Origin of the sequence: Streptomyces sp. NPDC048650 (genome assembly GCF_043199095.1) — a bacterium.
Classification (GTDB): Bacteria; Actinomycetota; Actinomycetes; order Streptomycetales; family Streptomycetaceae; genus Streptomyces.
Window position 1 is genome coordinate 1 of record NZ_JBICVM010000009.1, and the last position, 25842, is coordinate 25842.

Genomic DNA, 25842 nt, shown 5'->3' on the forward strand with positions numbered 1-25842 from the left:
TCGCCTCCCTCGTCGCCTCCCTCCGCGCCCAGGGCGACGGCAACCTCGACCACTCCGCCCTCCTCCGCGGCGTCGAACGCCTCTCCGGCCACACCATCGAGAACTGAGCCGCATCGCGGCATCCGCCGCGAACGGCCCGGGACCGACCGGCGCCGCGACAGCAGTCGCGGCGCCGGTTCGGCGTGTCCGGGCCGGGTTCAGGCGTCCGGCAACGTCACCCAGAGCTCCGCCAGGCCGCGCATCAGCCGTGTCCGCCGCCAGTCGAGCACGTCGGTGTCCTCCTCCGTACGCCGCAGCCGGGGAAAGCGCGCGAGCAGTGCCTCGAACGCGATCCGCGCCTCGACGCGCGCCAGCGGCGCGCCGAGGCAGTGGTGCGGCCCGTGGCCGAAGGCGAGGTGCCCGGTGGGACGGTCCGGCCGTACGGCGTCGGGGTCGGGGAACCGCGCCGGATCGCGGTTGGCGGCGCCGGGGGAGACGAGGACCACGTCACCCGGCCCGATGCGGGCACCGCCCAGCTCCATCGGCTCGGTGGCGTAGCGGAAGGTGGCCAGGGTGATCGGCGCGTCGTACCGCAGGAACTCCTCGATCGCGCCGGGCAGCAGCCCGGGATCGGCCAGCAGGCGGGCGCGGAGCGCGTCGTCGAGGAGCAGGGCCAGCGTGCCGTTGCCGATGAGGTTGGTCGTGGTCTCGTGCCCGGCGACGACCAACAGCACGGCCAGGGAGACCAGTTCGGGCTCCGACAGCCGGTCCTCGGCGTCCCGGGCGGCGATCAGGGCGCTGAGCACGTCCTCCCCGGGTGTCGTCCGCCGGGCCGCGATGAGCCCGGTCATGTAGTCGCTGAGGGCATGGGACGCCCGGTCGACGACGGCGTCCGGACCTCCCGCCGCGAACAGGGTGTTGGACCACCGGCGCACCGCCGCCCGGTCCCGCTCCGGCACCCCCAGGAGTTCGCTGATCACGGCGATGGGCAGCGGTGCGGCGAATTCCTCGATCAGATCCACGGAGCCCCGCGCGGCCAGGCCGGCGGCCAGCGAATCGGCCAGGCCCTCCGTGATCTCGCGGATCCTGGGTTCCAGGCGGGCGACGGCCGCCGGGGTGAACGCCTTCATCGCCAGCTTCCGCAGCCGTCCGTGGTCCGGCGGGTCGGTGGCGAGCATGGTGCGGCTGACGGCGGGGGCCAGATCCCGCTGGGAGGGCCGCCCGGCGAAGAAGCGGGCGGTGTCCTTCGACAGCCGGGCATCGGCCAGCGCCTCCCGCGCCGCGGCCCATCCGGTCACGACCCATGTGGTCCGGCCCTTACCGGTGGGTATCCGCTGTACGGGGCCGCGCTCGCGCAGCGCGGCGAGCATCGGATACGGATTGCGGGAGAACTCCTCCGACTCCAGCGGATCGTTCACGGCCGGCCCGCCCGCCCCAGGGCCTTGCGGAGCAGCCGCAAGGTGGCGTCCTGGTCCTTGGGGCTCAGCGCCGCCAATGGCGACTGCTCGACCATCGCCTCGATCAGCTCGCCGCGCACCAGCACCCCTTTGTCCGTCAGCTCGACGGTCCTGGAACGCCGGTCCGCGGGATCGGGCACCCGCTCGGTGAGCCCCTGCCGTTCGAGGCGGATGACCAGGAAGGTGGCGCTGGAGGGGTCGCAGTGCAGCATCCCCGCCAGCACCTTCATCGAGGGGGCGGGGAGCGCGGGATCGAGTGCCCACAGCGCGTCAGCGAGCGGCACGGTCAGCCCCAGCCGGTCGAGCGTCTCCCGGAGCCGGGTCCGGGACGCGCCGATGAGCTCGCGCACGGCGATGAGCAATTCCCGCGTGCGTTCCGTGCCGGACGGTGTCGGTGTCGGTGTCACCACAGGGCAAGCCTACGGCGGGCTGCTTGGAGTCTCCAAGCTTGGTGTGCGCCGAGTGCGGGCCTTCGACGTGCGCGGCTGCGGCGCCCGGCGCACCCTGTACTCATGACCGAGCACCCTCCCGTCATCGTGCACCCGCCGACGCCGTCCGGCGGCCGTCGGGTGACCGTGCGTGGCCAGATCGTCGGTCTGGCCCATGGGCGGGGCGACGTTGCCGAATTCCTCCGCCGTGCGGGCGTCGCCGGCCCGGCCGAGGAGATCGAGCTCGACGATCCCCGCCTCGTGGAGTGGCGCGGCGGCAACCTGGACGAATGGCCGATGCCGCCGGCCTGAACGACTCGGGGGGTGCGGCCGTCCGGAACCTGGACGCGTCACGCGCCGTGGCCGGGCCGCATGTCAGAGCATGGAGCCGCCGGTCACCTCGAAGCGCTGGCCGGTGATCCAGCGGGAGTCGTCGGAGGCGAGGAACGCCGCGACGTCCGCGATGTCGGTGGGATGGCCGAGGCGGTTGAACACCGATATCGCCGCCAGCGCGGCGTGTGCCTCCGGGGTCGCCCGCATCGCGGCGTTCATATCGGTCTCGATGAAGCCCGGGGCGATGGTGTTCACCGTGATCCCTCGCTCGCCGACGTCCTTGGCCAGGGTGAGGGTCAGGGTGTCCACGGCGCCCTTGGACAGCGCGTAGGCGATGGTGGGCGGGAAGGCCGTGGTGGTCACCGCCGAGGAGACGTTGATGATGCGTCCGCCGTCGCGCATCCGGCGCAGACCGTGTTGCACCGCGAAGAGGGGTGCCCTGGTGTTGATCGCGATCGTGCGGTCGAACTCCTCCGGAGTGACCTCGTCGACGTGGCCCGGGAGACTGATGGCCGCGTTGTTGACGAGGATGTCCAGCCCGGGTTGTGCACCGTGCGCGGCGAGTTCGGTGTCGAAGGCGGCGAAGAGGGCCTCGACATCACCGGGTACCCCCAGCTCCGCGCCGATGACGAACGCCTGTCCGCCGGCGGCTCTGATGCTCTCGAGTGTCTCCTTGGCCGCGTCGTCGTTGCTGCAGTAATGCACGGCGACCAGTGCACCGTCCTGGGCGAGGCGCTGGGCGATGCCCCGGCCGATGCCCCGGCTGGATCCAGTTACCAGCGCGGTCTTTCCCTTGAGGTCACCCATGGTGTTGTGGCCTTCCGTCTGCTGCGGGGTGCGTGTCGCCGCTCATGATGGTCGATGCGGTGTCCGGGCCGGGTGCCGGGTGGTGCGTACGAGCCCTCCGAAGCGGCTGCTCACCACTGGTGCGTGACCTGTTGGCGCCTGCCGGGGGCGAGTCGGGGAGACCTTTGTGCGGTGGGCAACTCAGGGACGTGCGTCCAGCGCGGTCAGTGTGGAGACGAACACCGGCTCGCCGCCCTGTGAACCGGTGACTCGGACGGTCGTGGTGCAGGGCAGGGCGGAGGGGATGCGCTGCGCCTCGAGGACGCACGGCGTGCCGTGCTCGGCGTAGCGGTGGAACTCGGTGCCGAAGGCGTAGGGCACGAAGGTCTCGGGTGCGGTCAGGGTGCGGGCGGCCTGCTGGGCGGCATCGAGCAGCAGCATTCCGGGGATGTGATCGTTCGCCGGATTCACCATGGCGGCATGCCCGGGCGCGATGCGCAGCTGCCAGCGGGCGGGCCGGCCGGCGGGGGAAATCAGGACGTCGCTGTCCTGGGCGCTGCCGGTCTGTTGGTGCGGAACGGCAGTCGGGAGCGGGCCGAGAGCGCGGCGGGCGGCCAGCCGCTCACCGCGGATCCGGCGGTAGACGGCCGGGGAGGCGACGGTGACGTCGGAGTGGCCGGTCGCGACGATCCGGCCCTCCTTGCGGAAGGTCATGGCGAAGTGCCCGCTGGCGAGCGCGCCGTTCCGCATCCGCATTCGGCTGCAGTTGACATCGATCGTCAGTCGGGTGGGTCCACCGCCAACCGCCAGATGCTCGGGGTGTGTTGTATATACGAGATCTCCGAGGATGAAGTGGTGGCCGACCGGCACGCCCAGTTCTGTGTGACACAGCAGCAGACCTGCCTGGCGGATGGTCTCGCCCGTGAGGATGAGGTGGTGACGGCCGTGAACCGGGGTGAAATACGCGTGGTCGTGGGGCCACTGGGCGGTCAGCGAGAAACGGTGGCGGCCCAGCCGGCGCCAGGATGTGACCAGGATGTCCTCGGTGAAGGAGCGGTGCACGAGCTCCCGGGGAATGCGGGGTCCTCGGTGATGCCCGTTGACGGCGCGGCGGCTTCGGTTCAGGCGTACCTGCTGTGGAGTCCTGGGCTGAACCGTGCCGCTGACGTGCATAGTGTCGCTCATGACTGCCCCCAGGCGTCTCAATGAGGTGGGTTCCGACGCTGTTAAGATACGTACCATCCGGTTTTCTTTTCAATGCCGGAGTGACGAGATGGAGCAAGTAGCTGGCACTGGGGCGACTTGGGCGATAGCTAACTCATGCGGAACGTGACAACAGTGAGAGAGCGGAGGGGTTCTGTGGCACAGCAGGACCGCGCGATCCGGACCCGGCGATTGATCTTGGAGGCGGCCGCTTCGGTCTTTGACGAGCTCGGCTACGACCGCGCGACGATTGCCGAAGTCCTCAAGCGCGCCGGCGTGACAAAGGGCGCCTTGTATTTCCACTTCGCTTCCAAGGAGCAACTCGCGCTGGCCGTGCTCCAGGAGCAGGTGATCGACATCTCGGTGGCGCCCCAGAAGATCAAGCTGCAGGAGTTCGTCGACGCGGGGCAGGTGCTGGCATTCCGGTTGCGGAGCGATCCGATCCAGCGCGGGGCGGCCCGACTGGCGGTCGAGCAGGGCTCGAACCACCTGGACCGCAAACAGTCGATGACGGCCTGGACGCGGTTCGTCGAGGGATTGCTGGACCAGGCGCGGGACCGCGGTGAGGTGTTGGAGAGCGTCGTCGTGCACGACACCGCGGAGCTCTTCGTCGGAGCGTTCGCCGGGCTGCAGTTGATGTCGAACGCGGTGAGCAATCAGGCGGATCTCAGTCAGCGCCTGACGGTCTTTTTCGAGCACACCCTTCCCAGCATCGCGGTCCCGGCCGTGCTCGCCAAACTCAAGCTGAATCCGGAGCGGGGTGCTGAGCTCGATGCCGCGCTCAAGGGGAATACGACGGCGGAAGCGGCTTCGGCGTGAGGCGGAGGCGGGTGATCCGAAGGGTGAGCGAGGAATGTGTGGGCTAAAAAAATACCGCGTGGACGGTATTTATTCGAGGATGTCGCGGAGGTCTGCGGCGCCTCCCGGCGTCTGCCGTGGTGGTGCGGGGGTGCGGTGCGGGGGTGCGGTGCGAGGGGCGGGTGACGGCCGCCGGGGAGGCTCCGCCGTGAGGGGTGAGGTAGATCACCACCGCTCGCATGCGATGTCTTGCGGAAAGGCGGAATAGGGCGCCGAGATGAAACGTTCCGCATGCACGTATCCACGGACCCGGACAGGCCGGGCCCGTGGACCACGCCACCTGTAGGCAGTGCCGCATCCCGACGGCCGCCGTCAGCCCTGCTCCGCCCCGACGACACTCGCTCCTGCCGCACCGGAGGCCGCACGCATGACCCAGACGACGACCGACCAGCTACCCGGACGGACGCCGCCCCCCGATGCCGCGCAGGCGGCGCCCGGCACCGGCAAGGGCGGGCACCGCAGAGCCAGCCGCGGCATCGTCCCGGTCCTCGCCTTCTCCGGCATCGTCGTCGCGGTGATGCAGACGCTGCTCGTGCCGGTCATCAAGGACCTGCCGACGCTGCTCAACACGGCGCCCAGCAACGCGACATGGGTCATGACGGCGACTCTCCTCGCCGGTGCCGTCTCGACGCCGATCATGGGACGCCTGGGCGACCTCTACGGCAAGCGGCGGATGCTGCTGACCAGCCTCGCGGTCATGGTCGTCGGCTCACTGATCTGCGGATTCACCGACGACCTGGTCACCATGATCGTGGGCCGGGCGCTCCAGGGCTTCGCCATGGGCGCCATTCCGCTCGGCATCGGCATCATGCGCGACGAGCTGCCGCGCGAGCGGCTCGGCTCGGCGATGGCCCTGATGAGCTCGTCCATAGGCGTGGGCGGCGGCCTCGCCCTGCCGGCCGCCGCCCTGGTGGCCCAGCACGCCGACTGGCACGCCCTGTTCTTCGGCGCCGCCGGACTCGGTGTGCTGTCGATGCTGCTCACCCTCCTCGTCGTACCGGAGACGTCCCTGCGCGCCCCCGGGCGCTTCGACGTCGCCGGTGCCATCGGGTTGACCGCCGGACTGGTCGCGTTGCTGCTGCCCATCACCAAGGGCAGCGACTGGGGCTGGGGTTCGCCCACCATCCTCGGGCTGTTCGCGATCGCGGCGGTCATCTTCGCCCTCTGGGGCCTGATGGAACTGCGGATCGCCGACCCGCTGGTCGATCTGCGCACCAGTGCCCGCCGCGAGGTGCTGCTCACCAACCTCGCCTCCATCACGGTCGGCGTGGCGTTCTACGCGATCTCCCTGGTCCTGCCGCAGTTGCTGCAACTGCCGACGTCGACCGGCTACGGCCTCGGCCAGTCCATGGTGGTGGCGGGCCTCTGCGTGGCGCCGCTCGGCCTGACCATGATGTTCGTCGCGCCGCTGTACGCACGGATCGCCGCTCGGCGCGGCCCCAAGATCACGCTGCTGCTCGGCATGCTGGTCATCGCCGTCGGCTACGGCGCGGGCATCGGCCTGATGAACGCCCCGTGGCAGACGGTCATCATCGCGGTGGTCGTCGGCGCGGGGATCGGCCTGGCCTACTCCTCGCTGCCCGCGTTGATCATCGGCGCCGTCGATCCTTCCGAGACCGGCGCGGCCAACGGCCTCAACACCCTGATGCGGTCGATCGGCACCTCCGTCTCCAGCGCCGTCATCGGGATGGTGCTGGCCCATATGTCCACGGACTTCGGCCCGGTGACGGTGCCCACCATGGCGGGCTTCCGGGTCTCCTTCCTGATCGCCACGGCCGCGGTCCTGGTCGGTGTCGTCGTGGCGGCCTTCCTGCCGTCGCAGCGCCAGGCGTCCCGCACGACGCCGACGCTCGTCGCGCAGAGCACGGACGTGACGGAGGCCCCGGCGCGGACGGAGCGGGCAGAGGCCCCGGCGGCCACCGGGACGCCCGCACGCCCGGCGGAGTCCGACCCGCTCGCGAAGCCCGCACCTTCCTGGGCACCGCCGACTGCCGACGGTCCGTCATCGCACACGGCGTTCCGGGGCCGGGTCCTGGACCCGGCCGGTGTGCCCATCGACCGGGCCACCGTCACCCTCATCGACCGCCACGGCCGCCAGGCCGGGGGCACCACGGCCGACGGCGAGGGCCGTTACGCCCTCACCGCCTCCGCCGCCGGCACGTACGTCCTCACCGGCGCGGCGCCCGGCCATACCCCGCATGCGGCCTCGGCCGCGTATCGGGGCGGGGGCGCGCCGACCGTGGTGGACCTGGTCCTGGCCGGCACCGGCCGGATGGCCGGCACCGTGCTGGGCGGCCCGGACGGCACTCCGCTGGCCGGTGCGAGCATCGTTGTCACGGACCTGCGGGGCGATGTGATGACTCGCACGGCCTCCGGCGCCGACGGCGGCTGGGAGGTCGCCCATCTGCCGTCCGGCACCTACACCCTGGTGCTCGGCGCCGCCGGACATCAGCCCGAGGCCCGCACCGTCGAACTGCCCGGTGCGGAGGCGGCACACCAGGATGCCCGGCTGCGCACCGGCGCGATCGTCCGCGGCACGGTACGCGGCCCCGGCGGCCGACCGCTCGCCGACGCGGCGGTGACCCTCCTGGAGAGCGGCACGGTCACCGGCCACACGATCACCGGCCCGGACGGCGCGTTCGCCTTCTCCGACCTGACGGGCGGCCAGTACACCCTCTCGGTGTCCGGCTACCCGCCGCAGGCCGCCCCGATAGCCCTGACCGGCGGCGCCGACGAGATCCTGGACCTGGACCTCGCACAGCCGTCGGAGGCCACCGGCTGACGGACCCGGCGGCCTCTCCCGTCCGCCCCGCGCACGCTACGTCGCGGGCCGGACGGGAAGCAGCCGGCCGCGTCGGCGACGGCCGCGCGGCGCAGGCGGGCGGGCCAGTCCTCGCTGGGCTCGGTGGCGATCACGAAGACGCCCGAGCCCTGCCGGGGCTGCAGCAACCCCGTGCCGGCCAGGGCCCGTACGGCCTCGCGGACCGTGGAGCGGCCGACACCCAGGGGGGTGGCCAGGGTGGTCTCGCCGGGGAGCTTGGTGCCCACCGGCCAGTGTCCGCCGGTGACGCCGGCCGGCGGCTCGACGTGGGACGCTCCGGCCGTGCCCGCCGGAGCGTCCCGTCATCGCCGCACCGACCTCCCAACCCGTCGGCGGACCAAGCGAGTTGTACTTTCGCGGAGCGGCACTTGGACTTTCCTCTGCCCCGGTAGGCGATGCCTTGTCAGCGGTGCACGGGCGTTTGACGATGTGGCCCAGCCCGTCGGCCGCAGCTCCTGCCGACGCACCGAACCAGGAGGGACGATGCTCCGACTGTCCTCAGCACGGCTGCCCTCAGCACGGCTGCCCTCAGCACGGCTGCGCTCAGCACGGCTGCGCCGGGCGGCCGTTGCGGTGCTCGCCACGGCCTCGTCCGTCGCCGCCCTGGCCGCCCCGCAGGCCCTGGCGGCGCCCGCGCCGTCCCAGGGGTCCGCCCACTACGTCGACTGCGCCGCCGGTTCCGACGCCGCCGCCGGAACCACCCCCGGCGCCGCCTGGCGCACGCTCGGGAAGGCGAGTGCGGCCGCCTACCGGCCCGGCGACCGCATCCTCTTCAAGCGCGGCACCACCTGCACCGGCACCTTCGCCCCCACCGCTTCGGGCGCCGCCGGGGCGCCGCTCGCCGCCGGTGCCTACGGCGGCGGCGCCAAGCCCCGGATCGCGGGGGCGGGTGCCCGGGCCGCGATCCTTCTGGACAACGTGCAGTACTGGGAGCTGCGCGACCTCGACGTCACCAACACCGGCCCCCTCGCCACCACCACCGACCGCCGCGCCGGCGTGCTCGTCCGGCTGCACGACTACGGCATCGGCCACCACTATCTGGTGGACGGCGTGGACGTCCACGCCGTCAACGGTGCCGACTTCAAGGATCCCGACCCGTCGGGCGGCATCCTCTTCGTCGTCCAGGGCTCGGCCCGGCCCACCCGCTTCGCCGAGGTGACGGTCCGTCATGCCACCGTCGCCCACACCGACCGCACCGGCATCGGCACCTCCTCCACCTGGGGCCGACGGCCCGAGCACCCGCAAGGACCCGGCACCTCCTTCGCCCCGATCACCGGCCTGTCCCTGCACGACAACTCCGTCCGCGATGTCGGCGGCGACGGAATCGTGGTGCAGAACGCCGTCGGCGCACGCGTCGACCACAACCGCGTCGACGGCTTCAACAGACGCTCGGCGGGCTACAACGCCGGTGTCTGGGCCTGGAACTCCGACCGGGTGAGGTATCAGTTCAACGAGGTCAGCGGCGGCCACGGCACCCGGGACTCGATGGCGTACGACATCGACGGCGGGAACAACGGCAACGTCTACCAGTACAACTACAGCCACGACAACGAAGGCGGCTTCCTGCTGATCTGCAACGGCGAGGGCATGACGTCCGACCGCAACACGGTCCGCTACAACCTCAGCCTCAACGACCGCAACACCGCAGCGCCCTACGGCGTCGTGTCCGTGGTCTGCGCGGCCGCGACCCGCACCCTCGTCCACAACAACACCATCGCCACCGGCGCCCCCCACACCGCGATGGTCAGCAGCAACGGCCCCGGCGGCGTCACCTTCCGCAACAACGTCCTCGCCGGCGCCGAGGCGGGCTCCCCGATCAGCGACCCGCACAACGTCTACGACCACAACCTCTACGCCCGTATCCCGCACCTTCCCGACGGTGACACCGCGGGCGTGGGCGCCGATCCGCGGTTCGTGGCACCCGGCGACCTCCGGCTCCGCGCCGACTCCCCGGCCCTCGGCGCGGGTGTACGCGTACCGGATTCGGGGGCCCGCGACTTCTACGGCAACCCGGTGCCCGATCCGCCGAACATCGGCGCGTACCAGGGGCGGGGGCAGTAGCGCGCCCGCCCCCAACAGCTCCCGTCGGTGCCCTCGGCGGAGGACCGCCGTCCGGGTGCTCCTCGCACACCCACCGGGTGCGACGCGGGCGGTCGGCCGGCGACGGCGCGCGGAATGGCGGCCCCAGCGCTCGCACGGCCACCGTGCGGCCCCAGGTCGTCGGCCGGGGCCGGGCGGCCTCCCGGTGCTGCTCGGCCTGGTGGGGCCGACGGGGTGGCAGAGGGGGAACGGCCGAACCGGGGAGCGACATGTCCGGTTCGGGGAAATTCTGCGAGCCTGAGTGGGGAACCCGGCGCATCCGGCGCCCGTGCCGGTCGCAAGGACGACCGGGACGCCGCCGGGCGCCCGGCCCGTTAGTGGCGCGTTAGCGCCTCGTTAGCGGACCGGCAGCGCCCGGGGTCAGGCTGGAAGCACAACGGACCCACCGTGCGCACCCCGGCTGAGAGGGCGCGCAACCACCCGACGAGGGGGAGACTGATGTCGCTCACCACCCGGACCTTCGGCAGCGGCCGACGAGTCGCTGCCGCCTCGCTGATCGCCGTCGCGGCACTCGCGCTCTCCGCCTGCCAGAACGGAACGGACTCCGCGTCCCACTCCTCGTCGGCCTCCGCACCCGCCACCTCCACCAGCACCGACGGGGCGCACAGCGCGCCGTCCTCGGGGAACGACACGCGACCCTCCGGCAGCCAGTCGCGTTCCTCCGAGGCCACCGCGCCGTCGGCCGGGGCGGGGAAGAAGTCCCCCAGCGGCAAGCCGGAGGCCAACGCCCCGAGCGCCACCGCGTCCCACACCTCGACGACGGCCGCCTCGGACCGCTGCACCGCGGACAACATGTCGCTGCGCCTGGGCCGGACCGACATCGGCGCGGGCAACATCCACATCCCGCTGGTGTTCACCAACAAGAGCAGGACGAGCTGTTCGCTGAGCGGCTTCCCCGGGGTCTCGCTGATCCTGCGCGACGGCTCGACCGTCGGCAAGCCCGCCACCCGCTCGGGCGCCGCGGGCGGCTCCGTCCGGCTTCAGCCGGGACAGAGTGCGCACGCCGTACTGCACACGGTCAACGACGGAGTGTCCGACACCCCGTGCTGGAAGAAGTCGCAGCTGGTCTACGTCTACCCGCCCGGCTCCAAGGCGTCGATGACCACGAACAGCGCCGGTCTGCAGGTCTGCGGCGGCCGCTTCGACGTGACCACGGTGGAGACCGGCTCCGAGGGCTGACGAGCAGGGCGGGTCACGGCCGGAGGAACGCCTCCCGATGGTCCCGCGCCCAGTTCCGGACGGTGCGGGCCGGGCGCCCGAGCGCCCGTGTCACGTCCTCGGTCAGCACGGCGTTGCCGCCCGCCCGGACGAGCCGGTCGCCCCGGAGCGCCACCTCGACGACGGACGGGTCCGGCCCCGCCGCGAGCCGCTGCCGCCGGGCCGTCTTCGGTGGCACCTCGACCGTCCCGACCGGCCGGCGGAGCATCTCGGCGAGCCCGGCCGCCTGATCGGGCACGCCAGCTCCGGCCCGGTCAGGGCGCGCACGGGCCGTCGTGCGCGTCGGTGAGCAGCGCCTCGACGGCCACGGCGGCCACATCGCGGGGGTCGACCGTGCCCTGTGCGCCGTGCCCGGTCGTGTTCGGCGCCGGCTGACCCGCCCGTATCGCGGGCGCCCAGCGAAGGGTGTTCGAGGCGAGTGAGCTCGGACGCAAGGAGGCCCGGATCAGCCCGCCGGCGGCCAGGGCCTGCTCGCCGGGCGCATGCCAGTCGGACGGTGCGGTGCCCACGTCGGCCGCCTGGGGACCGCCGCCGATCGCCGACAGCCTGACCACCTTGCGCACCCCCACGGCGCGGGCGGCCTCGATCATGGCCAGGTCATGGCCAGGTCATGGCCGGGGATCCCCGCTCCCGACGCGGTCGGCGGGAAGACGGTCCGCACGCCGCCCCCGAACGCGGTGCGCAGCGAGTGGGGAGCGGGAGGCGTTGAAATCGCCCTGGACGACGGTGACGCGCGGACCGGCAGGGATGCGGGCATGGGCACGGGCATGGCGCGGACAGCCGCACCGCGGTCCGCCAGAAGACGGAGAACGTCGCTTCCGATGATGCCGGTGGCACCGGTAGCCAAGATCATGGGGGCGAGCCTGGCAGGGCGGAGCGGCCCGCTCCAGGAAGGATCGGCGCCTCGGCCCCCGCCTCATCTGGTGCGGTGGAACCCCTACAGCAGCTGCTACCGGTCCCGGGTCCACTACGGCGCTGGGTGGACGCCATCGGCGCTGCGTACGAGCGGAACGGCGCGCTGACGCATGTGCCCGACCCGGCCACCCTCCTCGTCCGGCGGACCACCACCGACGGCACGAGCGCGGTGAGTGTGCTGGGTCCGCGTGCGCAGGCGTCGCACCACGACGGCAAGGACCTCCCGGCAGGTCATGCGGGTGACCCCGACCGCGTTCGCCGCCGGCCGGCCGCCCGTCGACCCCTGCTGACGCGGGCCGGGGCCTTGGTCGAGCGGGCCCGGGGACGCGCCACGCCCTCGTCACTGGAACGGACCGCGTGACCGCTCCAGGCACGGTGATCGGTGCTACCAAGGGGGCAGAAGCCGCCATACGTGCTTTTGTTGCATACCCCTGCGAGGAGGCATCCCCATGGATGCAGGACCTTCGACCGTCGCCGACCGCTCGCAAGTCAACGGGAGCCCGTCCGGGGAGGACGAGGCCCCGATTCATGTGCTCTGGATCAATGCGGGCCTGAGCTGCGACGGCGATTCGGTGTCGCTGACCGCCGCGACCCAGCCGAGCATCGAGGAGATCGCGCTCAGCGTGCTGCCCGGTCTGCCCAAGATCCAGGTGCACTGGCCGCTGATCGACTTCGAGTGCGGTCCGACGCAGGGCGCGGACAACTTCATCGAGTGGTTCTTCAAGGGGGAACGGGGCGAGATCGACCCGTTCGTACTGGTCGTCGAGGGCTCCATCCCCAACGAGGCGATCAAGCCGGAGGGGTACTGGTGCGGCTTCGGCGACAACCCCGAGACCGGCCAGCCGATCACCACCAGTGAGTGGATCGACCGGCTCGCGCCCAAGGCGCTGGCCGTCGTCGCGATCGGCACCTGCGCCACCTATGGCGGTATCCACGCCATGGCCGGCAACCCGACCGGCGCGATGGGCGTACCCGACTACCTCGGCTGGGACTGGACGTCCAAGGCCGGCATCCCGATCGTGTGCGTGCCCGGTTGCCCGATCCAGCCCGACAACTTCGCGGAGACCCTCACCTACCTGCTCTACCAGGCAGCGGGCTCGGCGCCGATGATCCCGCTGGACGACCAGCTCCGCCCGACGTGGCTGTTCGGCGCCACCGTGCACGAGGGCTGTGACCGGGCGGGCTACTACGAGCAGGGCCAGTTCGCCACCACCTACGACTCGCCCAAGTGTCTGGTGAAGCTCGGATGCTGGGGGCCCGTGGTCAAATGCAACGTGCCCAAGCGGGGCTGGATGGACGGCATCGGCGGCTGCCCGAACGTCGGTGGGATCTGCATCGCCTGCACCATGCCCGGCTTCCCCGACAAATTCATGCCGTTCATGGACGAGCCGCCCGGCGGCAAGGTCTCCAGCACCGCCAGCGCCGCCTACGGCAGCGTCGTCCGCCGGCTGCGCGGCATCACCGCCAGGACCGTGGACCACGAGCCCAAGTGGCGCCACCGCGGCGAGAAGCTGACCACCGGCTACCGGTCGCCCTGGTGACCGTTCCCGAAGCCGCCCACGTCTGACCCCCGTTCTCGCCCTCCGGTCCCCGCCCGGCCGTCCGAACGCCCGGCCGGGGGCCGGTTTCCGGCCTTCCGCCGGACCGCAGTTCCGTCAGATCCCCTCCCTCTCGCGCGTAAAGAAGGGCACGGCACACACGATGGCACCGAAGACGAAGGCGGCCGGTGACGGCAGCGGTCTGACGGAGATGTCCTGGGATCCGATCACCCGGATCGTGGGCAGCCTCGGCATCCACACGAAGATCGACTTCAAGCAGAAGCGGGTGGCCGAGTGCTACAGCACCTCGTCCGTCTTCCGCGGCTACAGCGTCTTCATGCGCGGCAAGGACCCGCGCGACGCCCACTTCATCACCAGCCGGATCTGCGGCATCTGCGGTGACAACCACGCCACCTGCTCCGTCTACGCGCAGAACATGGCCTACGGCGTGAAGCCGCCGCACCTGGGGGAGTGGATCATCAACCTCGGTGAGTCCGCCGAGTACATGTTCGACCACAACATCTTCCAGGAGAACCTGGTCGGGGTCGACTACTGCGAAAAGATGGTCCGCGAGACCAACCCCGGGGTCTGGGAACTCGCCAAGCGCACCGAAGCCCCGCACGCCGCCGACCACGGCTTCCGCACCATCGCCGACATCATGAGCTCCCTCAACCCCCTCGAGGGCGAGTTCTACCGCGAGGCGCTCCAGGTCAGCCGGTACACCCGGGAGATGTTCTGCCTGATGGAGGGCCGCCATGTGCACCCCTCCACGCTCTACCCGGGCGGTGTCGGCACCATCGCCAGCGTCCAGCTGTTCACCGACTACATGAGTCGGCTGATGCGCTACGTCGAATTCATGAAGCGCGTCGTGCCGCTCCACGACGACCTCTTCGACTTCTTCTACGAGGCCCTGCCCGGCTACGAGCAGGTCGGCCAGCGGCGGGTGCTGCTCGGCTGCTGGGGCGCGCTGAACGACCCGGAGTACTGCGACTTCACCTACCGCAACATGACGGACTGGGGACGGAAGATGTTCGTCACCCCGGGCATCGTCGTCGACGGCAAGCTGGTCACCAACGACCTCACCCAGATCAACCTCGGCATCAGGATCCTGCTCGGCAGCTCCTACTACCAGGACTGGGAAGGCCAGGAGCAGTTCGTCACCCACGACCCGCTGGGCAACCCCGTCGACCCGCGCCACCCGTGGAACCAGCACACCATCCCCGCCCCGCAGAAGCGGGACTTCAACGACAAGTACAGCTGGGTGATGTCCCCGCGCTGGTTCGACGGCAAGGAGCACCTGGCGCTGGACACCGGCGGCGGCCCGATCGCCCGGCTGTGGTCCACCGCGCTCTCCGGGCTCGTCGACACCCCGTACGTCAAGGCCACCGGCCAGAGCGTCGTCATCGACCTGCCGCGCAGCATGACCAAGCCCGAGACCCGCTTCGAGTGGAAGATCCCCAAGTGGAGCAACGCGCTGGAGCGTAACCGCGCCCGGACGTACTTCCAGGCGTACTCGGCGGCCATGGCACTGCACTTCGCCGAGCAGGGCCTGAACGAGGTCCGCGCCGGACGCACCCAGACCTGGGAGAAGTTCGAGGTCCCGGACGAGTCCATCGGCTGCGGCTTCACCGAGGCGGTACGGGGCGTCCTCTCCCACCACATGGTCATCCGGGACGGGAAGATCGCCAACTACCACCCCTATCCGCCGACCCCGTGGAACGCCAGCACCCGCGACAGCTACGGCACCCCGGGCCCGTACGAGGACGCCGTCCAGAACACCCCGATCTTCGAGGAGAACTCCCCGGAGAACTTCAAGGGCATCGACATCATGCGTGCGGTGCGCAGCTTCGACCCCTGTCTGCCGTGCGGCGTGCACATGTACGTCGGCAACGGCAAGTCCGTGCAGAAGATGCATGTGCCCACCGGCCTGAGCGGTCTGGGCGGATGAGCGCCACGGCCACCGCACCGGACGCCGAGGCGACCGGACGCCGCGTCGAAGAGATCCTGGACCGGCTCGCCGGCGCCGGCGACACCGAGGCCGGCGTCGCCGCCGAGGAACTCGTCCGCGCACTGATGGACTTCTACGGCGCGGGCCTGGCGCGGATGCTGCGACTCCTCGACGACGACCAGCAACGGGTCCTGCTGGGCGATGAGTTGGTGGTCGGGCTGCTCGTGCTGCACGATCTGCACCCCGAGAACGTCACGACCCGCATCGGCCGCGCCCTGGACAGCGTCCGGGCCCAGCACCCGGTCGAGATGGGCGGCTTCGACGCGGACAGCGGTGAGCTGCACCTGCGGTCCGGATCCGCCGCCGGCTGCGGCTGCCCGAGCACGGCGAACGCGGCGCAGCAGGCCATCGAGGACGCCCTGTCCTGCTTCGCGCCCGAGGTGACCTCCGTGCGGCTGGAGGCGGCCGGGTCCGGGCCGGAGCCGACGCTGCTGCAGATCTCCCGCCGCCCGCCGACCGCCGCCACGGCCCCGTGAGCGCCCGGCCCACGGCGCCCGCACGGCCCACGGCGCCCGCCCCGCAGGGCCTGCGCAGATTCCGCGCGCCGCGCCCACCCGCCCCCGAACGCTGCGAGCTGTGCGCCGTGCTGCTCGCCGAATCCGGCCACCGCCACCTGGTCGACACCAAGCGGCGCTCCCTGGCATGTGCCTGCACCCCCTGTGCGCTGCTCTTCGAACAGGCCGTCACCGGACAGTTCCGAACGGTCCCGGACCGCACTCTCGCCGACCCGGGCCACACCCTCGACGACACGGCCTGGGAACGCCTCCAGATCCCCGTCGGTGTCGCCTTCTTCCTCAAGAACACCGATCTGGACCGGCTGGTTGCCCTCTACCCCAGCCCGGCCGGAGCCACCGAGAGCGAACTCGACCCCGAGACCTGGGAGACCGTCCTCGGCGGCACCACCCTGGCCCACCTCCTCGAACCCGACGTCGAGGCCCTGCTGCTGCGCCGCTCGGAGGGCACGATCGACTGCTACCTGGTGCCCGTCGACCTCTGCTACGAACTCGTCGGCCGGATGCGGCAGTTGTGGCACGGGTTCGACGGCGGTGCCGAGGCGCGCGCCGCCCTCACCGAGTTCTTCACCCGTATCGCGGCCCGCGCCCGCGCGCCGAGGAAGGCCGACCGGACGTGACCGACCTCTCCTTCGTCTGCACCGGCGTCCGCGCCGACCCCTACGCCGCCGGGCCCACCCTGATCCTCCGGCTGCGCATCACCGCCAAGGACGCCGCCCGGGTGCACGCCGTCGCGCTGCGCTGCCAGATCCGTATCGAACCGGCCCGCCGCGGCTATGCCTCCGACGAGGCGGAGGCGCTCTCCGACCTCTTCGGCGAGCGCTCCCGGTGGGGCACCAGCCTCAACCCCCTGCAGTTCGCGCAGGTCTCCCTCGTCGTCCCCGGCTTCACCGGCACGACGGAGGTGGACCTGCCCGTCCCCTGCACCTACGACATGGACGTCGCAGCCGCCCGCTACTTCCATGCGCTGCGCGACGGCGAGGTCCCCCTTCTGCTGCTGTTCTCCGGGACGGTGTTCTCCGGCCCCGGCGGCTTCAGCGTCACACCGGTGCCCTGGGACAAGGAGGCGCCGTTCCGGATGCCGGTCGCGGTCTGGCAGGAGATGACCGAGCAGCACTTCCCGGGCTGCGGCTGGCTCCGGCTGCCCCGCGAGACCCTGGACGCGTTGCTCGCCTTCCGCTCCCGCCGCGCCCTGCCCTCGTGGGAGGCGACCGTCGAGGCGCTGCTGGAGGACGCCAGGACCGCCGACTCCGCTCCCGCCGCCCCAGGGGCGCGGGAGGCATCCCCCTCGCCGCGCCGCCCCTTCGCCGCCGCCCGGCCCGCCACCGAGAGGACCGCGCCGTGACGACCAGCGTCCTGCCCGACGAGATGGCGGCCCGCTTCGCCACCGCCCGCCAGGTGGCGGACGCGGTGCTGTTCGAGGGCTATGTGCTCTACCCCTATCGCGCCTCCGCCGCCAAGAACCGGCTGCGCTGGCAGTTCGGCGTGCTCGTACCGCCCGGCTGGGGCGCCGACAGCGCGGAACACTCCTTCCAGCGCACCGAGTGCCTGATGGAGCCGCGGTCCGGCGCCCGGCTCTCGGCCGAGTTGCGGTTCCTGCGCGCCCAGCGGCGCACGGTCCAGCGCGTGCGCGCGGACGGCGGCTTCGAGACCGTCGCGGAACTCGAACTGCCGGACCGGGTGCTGGTCCCGTGGGACGAGGGCGTCGAGGAACGCGTCACCGCCGTCGTCGACGTCGCCGCACTCCACGGCGAGGGCATCACCGTTCCCTTCTCCCGGCCCGCCCAGGACGAGACCGAGCCGGTGCACGACGCGGACGGACGGCTCGTCGGACGGCTGGTGCGCCGCCGCGAGGAGATCGCGGGCCTGCTGCGGCTGACCGCCACCGAACTGGCGGGCCCCTACGCGGCGTTCCGGCTGACCGCCACCGTCGAGAACACCAGCGCCTGGGCGCCCGACGGCCCCGCCGACCGGGACGCGGCGCTGCCCCGGGCGCTCGTCGCCTCGCATCTCCTGCTCGGGCTCGACAGCGGGTCGTTCCTCTCCCTGACCGACCCGCCCGAGTGGGCCCGGTCCGCCGTCGCGGCCTGCCGCAACCAGCACACCTGGCCGGTACTCGCCGGCGAGCCGGGCCGGACCGATGTGCTGCTGTCCTCCCCGATCATCCTGGAGGACCACCCGGCCATCGCCCCCGAGAGCCCCGGTGCGCTCTACGACGCCCTGGAGATCGACGAGATCCTGGCCCTGCGCACCGCGGCCCTGACCGATCAGGAGAAGCGCGAGGCCCGCGGCACCGATGCCCGCGCCGCCGAGGTCATCGACCTCGCCGACTCGATGCCCCCCGAGGTGCTGGAACGGCTCCACGGTGCCGTCCGGGCACTGCGCGAGGTCACCGGGCCCGGTCCGACCGCACCCGAGGAACTCACCCCGGACGTGCCCGGCCTGCGCCCCGAAACCCCCTGGTGGGACCCGGAGAGCGACCGCAGCGTCGACCCCGTACGCGATCGCGTCACGATCGACGGCCGGTCGGTCGGCGCCGGGAGCCGGGTGCGGCTGCGCCCCGGAGCGCGCCGTACCGACGCCCAGGACCTCTTTCTGCACGGTCGCGACGCACAGGTCGAAGCCGTCCTGCACGACGTGGACGGCGGTGTGCACCTCGCGGTGACCGTGGACGGCGACCCGGGCGCCGACATCCGGCGCGCGCAGGGCCGTTTCCTGTACTTCCAGCCCGACGAGGTCGCCCCCCTGGAGGACGCGTGAGCGCCCACGGCCGCACCGCCGCACCGAAGACGCTGATCGCCGGTGTCGGCAACATCTTCCTCGGCGACGACGGCTTCGGGGTCGAGGCGGTCCGCCGGCTCGGTGAACACCCGCTGCCCGGCTATGTCGAGGTCATCGACGTCGGGGTACGCGGCGTGCACCTCGCCTACCAGATGCTGGAGGGCTACCACACGGTGCTCCTGGTGGACGCCTCCGCACGCGGCGGTGAGCCCGGCACCGTCTACCTCCTCGACGCCACCGCCCCGGCCTCCGCCGCCCCGCGGAGCATCGCGCTCGACGGCCACCACATGACCCCGGACAGCGTGCTCGCCCTGCTCGACACCCTCAGCGCCGGCACCGGCGGCAGCCGCCCGCACCGCGTCCTGGTCGTCGGTTGCGAACCGGCCGACGTCGAGGAAGGCATCGGCCTGAGCGAGCCGGTCGCCGCCGCGGTCGACGAGGCCGTCCGGCTGATCCTGCGACTGGTCGACGGCACGGAGCCGGACACCGGCTCCGGCGTCCGGCCGGCCACCCGTGCCACCCACCCGTGAGAGGAACCGACACCATGCTCAAGCTCGTCCTCGGCGCGACGGTCGCCGCCGTCTTCGCCGCCGTCATCTCCCAGCTCCCCGACATCAAGCGCTACCTGCGCATGCGGTCCATGTGACCCACGGCCGCTGCACCGAACGGCGGACGCCGCCGCCCCGCCGCGGCGAGGCACCCCGGCCGGCCCGTGGCCGCGCCGTCTAATGGGCCGAGCGGCACCCGGTCGTCCCCGTACCAGAGAGAGACCGATGCACGAGATGTCCATCGCGCTCGCGGTCGTGGACCAGGTCGAGAGCGCGCCCCGGCCCCCAGGGGCCACCGCGGTCAGCGGCGTCCGGCTCCAGGTCGGCGAACTGGCCGGTGTGGTCCCCGACGCGCTCGCCTTCTCCTTCGAACTCGCCTGTACCGGAACGGTCCTCGAGGGCGCCGAACTCGTCACGGAGCAGGTGCCCGGCCGCGCCCGCTGCGGCCCCTGCGCGACCACCTGGCCGACGGGGATGCCGCCGCAGCTGAGCTGCCCGGGGTGCGGCGGGGGAAGCGCCGAGCTGCTCTCCGGCCGCGAACTGCAGATCGTCAGCGTCAGCTGGCACGACGCCCCGGTACCCGTACCGGGCCCCGTCCCGAATTCCTGAGGAGCGCCGAAACCATGTGCCGTGTCGTCGACCTGCAACAGGCCGTCCTCGCCAAGAACGACGCCTGCGCCCGTACCCTGCGCGAGGATCTGGCGGCCCGGGGAACCGCGGTCGTCAACCTGCTCTCCAGTCCCGGCAGCGGCAAGACCGCCCTGCTGGAGCGCGAACTGACCCTCGCCCGGCGGCGCGAGGTGGCGGTGGCGGCGCTCACCGCCGACCTGGCCACCGAGAACGACGCGGTGCGGCTGGCCAGATCCGGTGTCCCCGTCAAACAGGTGCTCACGGACGGGCTGTGCCATCTCGAGGCCGGCATGCTCGGCGGCCACCTCGACGACTGGCTTCCGCCCGGGACCGACCTGCTGTTCGTCGAGAACGTCGGGAACCTCGTCTGCCCGGCCTCCTACGATCTGGGGGAGACCCTGCGGGTCGTGCTGGCGTCGGTGACCGAGGGCGAGGACAAGCCGCTGAAGTACCCCACCGCCTTCGGGCTGGCGCACCTGGTCGTGGTGACCAAGACCGACATCGCCGAGGCCGTCGAGTTCGACGAGGCGGCGTTCCGCGCCAACGTCGAGCGGATCAACCCCGGTGTCGAGATCGTCCTCACCTCGGCCCGCCGGGGAGAGGGCGACGGCCTCCTGCTCGACCGGGCGCTGGCGGCGCGCAACGGCGCACCCGTCCATGTTCCGGTGATGGCCCGCCCGCACCACCCGCACGAGCACCCCTCCGTGGTCGACCCGCATTCCATGGCGCCGAGTCCTTCATGACGGTCCGGCAGGTATCCGCCGCCCCGGTGACGGCCGCCGTACGGCGCAGGATCACCGTGCGCGGAGTGGTCCAGGGGGTGGGGTTCCGGCCGTTCGTGCACTCTCTCGCCACCGAACTGGGGCTGACCGGGCATGTGACCAACACCGGTGACGGCGTCGTCGTCGAGGTCGAGGGCGCGCCCGCCGCGGTCGCGTGCTTCGGCGTACGGATCGGCGGCGACGCGCCGCCGCTGGCCGTGGTGGAGGGGGTCGACGGCGAAGAGATCGCCGTCAGCGGTGGCACCGGCTTCGCCATCCTCCCCTCCCGTGCCGACGGCCGCGCCCGCACCCTGGTCTCCCCGGACGTCGCCACCTGCGACGCCTGCCTGGCCGAGCTGCGCGATCCGGCCGACCGCCGCCACCGCCACCCCTTCCTCACCTGTACGCACTGCGGCCCCCGCTTCACCATCGTCACCGGACTTCCGTACGACCGGGCGAAGACGACGATGGCCGGCTTCCCGATGTGCCCCCGGTGCGCGCGGGAGTACGCCGATCCCACCGACCGGCGCTTCCACGCCCAGCCCATCGCCTGTCACGACTGCGGGCCGCGGCTGCGCCTGCTCGGCGCGGAGCCGGAGGCGCCCGGCGGCGACCCCGTGGCCGGCGCCCGCCGGCTCCTCGCCGGCGGCGCGATCGTGGCCGTCAAGGGGCTCGGCGGCTACCACCTCGTCTGCGACGCCGGGAACGAGACCGCCGTCGCCCTGCTGCGCCGCCGCAAGGCCCGCGGCGACAAACCTTTCGCCCTGATGGCCCGTCATCTCGACGACGTCACACCCCTGGTGCACGTGTCCGACGGCGAACGCGCCCTGCTCACCGGGCCCGACCGGCCCATCGTGCTGCTGCGCCGCCGCGCCGCCAAGGAGCCCTCCCTGCTTGCCCCCGCGGTGGCCCCGGGCAGCCCGGACCTCGGCGTCATGTTCGCGTACACGCCCCTCCACCACCTGCTGTTCGGTCTCCCCGGTGACCCGCCGGGGCCCCGGCTGCTCGTCATGACCAGCGGAAACGTCGCGGGCGAGCCGATCGTCACCGATGACGACGAGGCCCTGCGGCGCCTTGCGCACCTGGCGGACGCCTGGCTCGCCCACGACCGGCCGATCCAGGTGCCGTGCGATGACTCGGTGGTCCGCATCTGCGACGGGGAGCCGCTGTTCGTCCGCCGCTCGCGAGGGCATGCGCCGCTCCCCGTCGCCCTCCCGATGACCGTCCCGCCCGCACTCGCGGCGGGTGGGGACCTCAAGAACGTGCTCTGCCTGGGCGAAGGACGGCGGGCCTGGCTGTCGGCGCACATCGGCGACATGGACGATCTGGCAACCCAGCGCGCCTTCGAAAGGGCCGTGGAACACCTCGGGACGGTCACCGGGGTACGGCCCCGTCTCCTCGCCGCCGACCGCCATCCCGAATACCGGTCCACCCGGTGGGCCGAGCGCCACGCCGACGGCCGGCCGCTGGTCCACGTCCAGCACCACCACGCACACATCGCGGCCGCGATGGCCGAACACGGCCTCGACGGAAACCGGCCGGTGATCGGCGTCGCCTTCGACGGCACCGGATACGGCGACGACGGAGCGGTCTGGGGCGGCGAGATCCTGCTCGCCGACTACGACGGCTACCGCCGCTTCGCCCGGCTGCGCTACGCCCCGTTGCCCGGCGGCGACGCCGCCGTCCGCCGCCCCTACCGGATGGCGCTCGCGCAGCTGCGCGCCGCCGGGATCGAGTGGTCCGCGGACCTGCCCCCGGTGGCGGCCTGCCCGCCGGACGAACGGCGGCTGCTGGAGCGACAGCTCGACCGCGGCCTGCACTGCGTGCCCACCTCCAGCATGGGCCGTCTCTTCGACGCGGTCTCCTCGCTCTCCGGCGTGTGCCACCACGCCGGGTACGAGGCCCAGGCCGCCATCGAGCTGGAGGCCGCCGCGTTGGCCGCCGGAGCGGACCCCGGCGCCGGCTACGCCTTCGCCCTGGACTCCGCCGCGGCCACCGCGCCCGCCGTCGCCGACCCCGCCCCCGTGCTCGCCGCCGTCGTCGACGATCTGCGCGCGGGCACCACCCCGGCGCTGATCGCGGCCCGCTTCCACACCGCGGTCGCCGCGCTCGTCCGCCGCTGCTGCGACCTGGCCCGCGCCCGTACGGGCCTGGAGACCGTCGTCCTGACCGGCGGCGTCTTCGCCAACACCCTGCTCGCCGGCACGACGGCCCGCCTGCTGCGGCAGGACGGGCTGACCGTCCTGCGCCACCGCCGCGTCCCGCCCAACGACGGGGGGCTGGCGCTGGGACAGCTGGTGGTCGCGGCGAGGGCGGCGGCCCGTACGGCGTCCGCCCCGTGACCGGCGGACTGCGGAGAAGAACCCACGACGAGGAGAACACCCATGTGCCTGGCGGTACCCGGCAAGGTTGTGGAAATCGAGGAGCGGGACGGCACGCGGATGGCCACCGTCGACTTCGGCGGCGTCATCAAGGAGGTGTGCCTGGAGTACGTACCCGACCTCGCGGTGGGGGAGTACGCGATCGTCCATGTGGGCTTCGCGCTCCAGCGCCTGGACGAGGAATCGGCCCGGCAGACGCTCGCCCTCTTCGAGGAACTCGGTCTGCTTCAGGAGGAGTTCGGCGACCCCTGGGAGGCGGCTGCCGCTGAGGCGGGCATCCTGCCGGGGCCCGTCGCCGACGACGGAGCGCGGGAGGCGCAGCGGTGAAGTACATCGACGAGTTCCAGGACCCCGAGCTGGCCCGGCGGCTGCTCGACGACATCCACGCCACGGTGACCCGGCCATGGGCGCTGATGGAGGTCTGCGGCGGCCAGACCCACACCATCATCCGGCACGGGATCGACCAACTCCTGCCGGACAAGGTGGAGTTGATCCACGGCCCGGGCTGCCCGGTCTGTGTGACGCCGCTGGAGGTCATCGACAAGGCCCTGGAGATCGCGTCCCGCCCCGGGGTCATCTTCTGCTCCTTCGGGGACATGCTCCGCGTCCCGGGCAGCGACCGCGATCTGTTCAGGGTGCGCAGCGAGGGCGGTGACGTACGGGTCGTCTACTCGCCGCTCGACGCTCTGAAGATCGCCCGGCAGAACCCGGACCGCGAGGTGGTGTTCTTCGGCATCGGCTTCGAAACCACCGCGCCGCCCAACGCCATGACGGTGTATCAGGCGCGCAAGCACCACATCCCCAACTTCAGCCTGCTCGTCTCGCACGTCCGGGTCCCGCCCGCGATCGAGGCGATCATGACCTCGCCGAGCTGCCGGGTCCAGGCGTTCCTGGCCGCCGGTCACGTGTGCAGCGTGATGGGCATGGGGGAGTATCCGGGGCTCGCCGAGCGGTTCCGGGTGCCGATCGTGGTGACCGGCTTCGAGCCGCTGGACATCCTGGAGGGCATCCGCCGCACCGTGCACCAGTTGGAGCGCGGCGAGCACACCGTCGACAACGCCTACCCGCGCGCCGTCCGCAGCGAGGGCAACCCGGCGGCGCAGGCCATGCTCGCGGACGTCTTCGAGGTCACCGACCGCGCCTGGCGCGGTATCGGCACCATCCCCGCCAGCGGCTGGCGGCTCTCCCCCCGATACCGCGATTTCGACGCCGAGTACCGCTTCGCGGTCGACGGCATCACCACCCGCGAACCCGCCGCCTGCCGCAGCGGCGAGGTGCTGCAGGGCCTGATCAAGCCCCACGAGTGCGAGGCGTTCGGCACCACCTGCACCCCGCGCACCCCGCTCGGCGCCACCATGGTCTCCAGCGAGGGAGCCTGCGCCGCCTACTACCTCTACCGCCGACTCGGCGTCACACCCACCAAGTTGGAGGCGAGCCCCGTTGCCTGACACCAGCCTGCCCGCACTGGACATCTCCGGCTGGACGTGTCCCGCGCCCCTGCGGGACCAGCCCCGGGTCGTCATGGGACACGGCGGGGGCGGCGCCCTCTCCGCCGAACTCGTCCAGGAGATCTTCGCCCCCGCCTTCGGCGGCGACATCCTCGCCCAGCTCGGCGACTCCGCGGCCGTGACCCTCGGCGGCGTACGGATGGCCTTCTCCACCGACTCCTACGTCGTGCGCCCGCTGTTCTTCCCCGGCGGCAGCATCGGCGACCTCGCCGTCAACGGCACCGTCAACGACCTCGCCATGAGCGGCGCCCGGGCCGCCTACCTCTCCTGCGGGTTCATCCTGGAGGAGGGCATCGAGATGCCGGTGGTCGCCCGCGTCGCCGAGGCGATCGGCGCGGCCGCGCGCAGCGCCCGCGTCGAGGTCGCCACCGGCGACACGAAGGTCGTCGAGGCGGGCCACGGCGACGGCATCTACCTGAACACCGCGGGCATCGGACTGATCCCGCCGGGCGTCGACCTGCGCCCGCAGCGCGTGGTACCCGGCGATGTGGTCATCGTCAGCGGCGACCTCGGCGTACACGGCGTGGCGATCATGAGCGTGCGCGAGGGCCTGGAATTCGGCGTCGAGATCGAGAGCGACTGCGCGGCCCTGGGCGGCCTGGTCGAGACGATGCTCGCAGTCACGCCCGACCTGCACGTCCTGCGCGACCCCACCCGCGGCGGCCTGGCCGCCGCGCTCAACGAGATCGCCGCCGCCTCCGGCACCGGCGTCGCCCTCCAGGAACGGGCCGTGCCCGTCCCGCCCACCGTCGCCAACGCCTGCGCCATCCTCGGTCTGGACCCGATGTACGTCGCCAACGAGGGCAAGCTCGTGGCGTTCGTCCCGCGTGAGCACGCCGACGCCGTCCTCGATGCCATGCGTGCCCATCCGCTGGGCGCCGGCGCCGTGGTGATCGGGGAGGCGGTCGAGGCGCACCCCGGCATGGTGGTCGCCCACACCACGCTCGGCGGCACCCGGGTCGTCGACCTGCCGGTGGGCGAGCAGCTGCCGCGGATCTGCTGAGGCGCCTCTGCTGAGGAGCATCTGCTGAGCGTGAGACCTCTCGTTCGGTGGGGTCCGCGGGGCGTGGCACACTG

General features: G+C 72.3%; 26 protein-coding genes and 2 pseudogenes. 21 read left to right on the top strand and 7 right to left on the bottom strand.

The features are described from left to right. Window positions 1-107, top strand: a pseudogene (locus tag ACGFML_RS24530) (2-hydroxy-3-oxopropionate reductase); the annotation flags it as partial. A gap of 90 nt (window positions 108-197) precedes the next feature. On the opposite strand, the gene ACGFML_RS24535 reads toward ACGFML_RS24530, so the two are convergent. Then, window positions 198-1397, bottom strand: coding sequence for a cytochrome P450 (locus ACGFML_RS24535; protein ID WP_393547030.1), 1200 nt, complete (start codon window positions 1395-1397; stop codon window positions 198-200). Continuing rightward, window positions 1394-1846, bottom strand: coding sequence for a MarR family winged helix-turn-helix transcriptional regulator (locus ACGFML_RS24540; protein ID WP_393547032.1), 453 nt, complete (start codon window positions 1844-1846; stop codon window positions 1394-1396). The genes ACGFML_RS24535 and ACGFML_RS24540 overlap by 4 nt, the downstream gene beginning before the upstream one ends. 102 nt (window positions 1847-1948) lie before the next feature. Here ACGFML_RS24540 and ACGFML_RS24545 point away from each other — a divergent pair, with 102 nt between their 5' ends. Next, entirely contained in the window at window positions 1949-2176 is a 228-nt protein-coding gene (locus ACGFML_RS24545) for a hypothetical protein (protein WP_393547034.1), read from the top strand. 63 nt (window positions 2177-2239) lie between these two features. Here ACGFML_RS24545 and ACGFML_RS24550 read toward each other — a convergent pair whose 3' ends face one another. Beyond that, the gene (locus ACGFML_RS24550) at window positions 2240-3004 is read right to left on the bottom strand and encodes an SDR family oxidoreductase (protein WP_393547036.1); all 765 of its coding nucleotides are present in this window, start codon (window positions 3002-3004) and stop codon (window positions 2240-2242) included. Between the two features lie 180 nt (window positions 3005-3184). Beyond that, a complete protein-coding gene (locus tag ACGFML_RS24555) occupies window positions 3185-4168 on the bottom strand; it encodes a ScbA/BarX family gamma-butyrolactone biosynthesis protein (RefSeq protein ID WP_393547038.1) in 984 nt (327 codons plus the stop codon). Between the two features lie 174 nt (window positions 4169-4342). Here ACGFML_RS24555 and ACGFML_RS24560 point away from each other — a divergent pair, with 174 nt between their 5' ends. Beyond that, the gene (locus ACGFML_RS24560) at window positions 4343-5005 is read left to right on the top strand and encodes a ScbR family autoregulator-binding transcription factor (RefSeq protein ID WP_393547040.1); all 663 of its coding nucleotides are present in this window, start codon (window positions 4343-4345) and stop codon (window positions 5003-5005) included. Between the two features lie 406 nt (window positions 5006-5411). Continuing rightward, window positions 5412-7826, top strand: a complete 2415-nt coding sequence (locus ACGFML_RS24565; protein WP_393547042.1) for an MFS transporter — start codon at window positions 5412-5414, stop codon at window positions 7824-7826. A gap of 71 nt (window positions 7827-7897) precedes the next feature. Here ACGFML_RS24565 and ACGFML_RS24570 read toward each other — a convergent pair. After that, window positions 7898-8113: pseudogene (locus tag ACGFML_RS24570) on the bottom strand (FadR/GntR family transcriptional regulator); the annotation flags it as partial. Window positions 8114-8348: 235 nt separating this feature from the next. Between ACGFML_RS24570 and ACGFML_RS24575 the strand changes: the two are divergent. Together ACGFML_RS24575 and ACGFML_RS24580 are read left to right on the top strand one after the other, a co-directional pair. After that, entirely contained in the window at window positions 8349-9926 is a 1578-nt protein-coding gene (locus ACGFML_RS24575; RefSeq protein WP_393547044.1) for a hypothetical protein, read from the top strand. A 477-nt stretch (window positions 9927-10403) separates the two neighbouring features. Next, a complete protein-coding gene (locus tag ACGFML_RS24580) occupies window positions 10404-11144 on the top strand; it encodes a DUF4232 domain-containing protein (RefSeq protein ID WP_393547046.1) in 741 nt (246 codons plus the stop codon). Between the two features lie 13 nt (window positions 11145-11157). Here ACGFML_RS24580 and ACGFML_RS24585 read toward each other — a convergent pair whose 3' ends face one another. Both ACGFML_RS24585 and ACGFML_RS24590 read right to left on the bottom strand, forming a co-directional pair. Continuing rightward, window positions 11158-11421, bottom strand: coding sequence for a hypothetical protein (locus ACGFML_RS24585; protein ID WP_393547047.1), 264 nt, complete (start codon window positions 11419-11421; stop codon window positions 11158-11160). 16 nt (window positions 11422-11437) lie between these two features. Beyond that, the gene (locus tag ACGFML_RS24590) at window positions 11438-11773 is read right to left on the bottom strand and encodes a hypothetical protein (protein ID WP_393547049.1); all 336 of its coding nucleotides are present in this window, start codon (window positions 11771-11773) and stop codon (window positions 11438-11440) included. 389 nt (window positions 11774-12162) lie between these two features. Here ACGFML_RS24590 and ACGFML_RS24595 point away from each other — a divergent pair, with 389 nt between their 5' ends. The 15 genes from ACGFML_RS24595 to hypE all read left to right on the top strand — a co-directional run bounded on the left by ACGFML_RS24595 (window position 12163) and on the right by hypE (window position 25768). Beyond that, window positions 12163-12459, top strand: a complete 297-nt coding sequence (locus ACGFML_RS24595; RefSeq protein ID WP_393547051.1) for a hypothetical protein — start codon at window positions 12163-12165, stop codon at window positions 12457-12459. 88 nt (window positions 12460-12547) lie between these two features. Next, window positions 12548-13639: a hydrogenase expression protein HypE gene (locus tag ACGFML_RS24600; protein ID WP_393547053.1), complete on the top strand. Its 1092-nt coding sequence runs from the start codon at window positions 12548-12550 to the stop codon at window positions 13637-13639. A gap of 160 nt (window positions 13640-13799) precedes the next feature. Continuing rightward, window positions 13800-15584, top strand: coding sequence for a nickel-dependent hydrogenase large subunit (locus ACGFML_RS24605; protein WP_393547055.1), 1785 nt, complete (start codon window positions 13800-13802; stop codon window positions 15582-15584). Further along, window positions 15581-16120 (top strand): hypothetical protein, encoded by a 540-nt coding sequence (locus tag ACGFML_RS24610; protein WP_393547057.1) that lies wholly within the window; start codon window positions 15581-15583, stop codon window positions 16118-16120. The genes ACGFML_RS24605 and ACGFML_RS24610 overlap by 4 nt, the downstream gene beginning before the upstream one ends. Beyond that, the gene (locus tag ACGFML_RS24615) at window positions 16117-16776 is read left to right on the top strand and encodes a DUF5947 family protein (protein WP_393547059.1); all 660 of its coding nucleotides are present in this window, start codon (window positions 16117-16119) and stop codon (window positions 16774-16776) included. Before ACGFML_RS24610 ends, ACGFML_RS24615 begins: the two co-directional genes overlap by 4 nt. Next, window positions 16773-17501 (top strand): DUF6084 family protein, encoded by a 729-nt coding sequence (locus ACGFML_RS24620; protein ID WP_393547061.1) that lies wholly within the window; start codon window positions 16773-16775, stop codon window positions 17499-17501. Before ACGFML_RS24615 ends, ACGFML_RS24620 begins: the two co-directional genes overlap by 4 nt. Continuing rightward, the gene (locus tag ACGFML_RS24625; RefSeq protein WP_393547063.1) at window positions 17498-18916 is read left to right on the top strand and encodes a hypothetical protein; all 1419 of its coding nucleotides are present in this window, start codon (window positions 17498-17500) and stop codon (window positions 18914-18916) included. Before ACGFML_RS24620 ends, ACGFML_RS24625 begins: the two co-directional genes overlap by 4 nt. Beyond that, window positions 18913-19467: a hydrogenase maturation protease gene (locus ACGFML_RS24630; RefSeq protein ID WP_393547065.1), complete on the top strand. Its 555-nt coding sequence runs from the start codon at window positions 18913-18915 to the stop codon at window positions 19465-19467. The genes ACGFML_RS24625 and ACGFML_RS24630 overlap by 4 nt, the downstream gene beginning before the upstream one ends. A gap of 14 nt (window positions 19468-19481) precedes the next feature. Further along, window positions 19482-19583 carry a DUF6893 family small protein gene (locus ACGFML_RS24635; protein ID WP_393547067.1) on the top strand — a complete coding sequence of 34 codons (102 nt, stop codon included), beginning with the start codon at window positions 19482-19484 and terminating at the stop codon, window positions 19581-19583. 127 nt (window positions 19584-19710) lie between these two features. Then, entirely contained in the window at window positions 19711-20094 is a 384-nt protein-coding gene (locus ACGFML_RS24640; RefSeq protein ID WP_393547069.1) for a hydrogenase maturation nickel metallochaperone HypA, read from the top strand. Between the two features lie 14 nt (window positions 20095-20108). Next, the gene (hypB, locus tag ACGFML_RS24645; protein WP_393547070.1) at window positions 20109-20858 is read left to right on the top strand and encodes a hydrogenase nickel incorporation protein HypB; all 750 of its coding nucleotides are present in this window, start codon (window positions 20109-20111) and stop codon (window positions 20856-20858) included. After that, a complete protein-coding gene (hypF, locus tag ACGFML_RS24650) occupies window positions 20855-23218 on the top strand; it encodes a carbamoyltransferase HypF (RefSeq protein ID WP_393547072.1) in 2364 nt (787 codons plus the stop codon). Before hypB ends, hypF begins: the two co-directional genes overlap by 4 nt. 42 nt (window positions 23219-23260) lie before the next feature. Further along, the gene (locus ACGFML_RS24655; protein WP_393547073.1) at window positions 23261-23584 is read left to right on the top strand and encodes a HypC/HybG/HupF family hydrogenase formation chaperone; all 324 of its coding nucleotides are present in this window, start codon (window positions 23261-23263) and stop codon (window positions 23582-23584) included. Then, the gene (gene hypD / locus ACGFML_RS24660; protein ID WP_393547075.1) at window positions 23581-24705 is read left to right on the top strand and encodes a hydrogenase formation protein HypD; all 1125 of its coding nucleotides are present in this window, start codon (window positions 23581-23583) and stop codon (window positions 24703-24705) included. Before ACGFML_RS24655 ends, hypD begins: the two co-directional genes overlap by 4 nt. Then, a complete protein-coding gene (gene hypE, locus ACGFML_RS24665) occupies window positions 24698-25768 on the top strand; it encodes a hydrogenase expression/formation protein HypE (RefSeq protein WP_393547077.1) in 1071 nt (356 codons plus the stop codon). The genes hypD and hypE overlap by 8 nt, the downstream gene beginning before the upstream one ends. Window positions 25769-25842 lie beyond the last annotated feature (74 nt).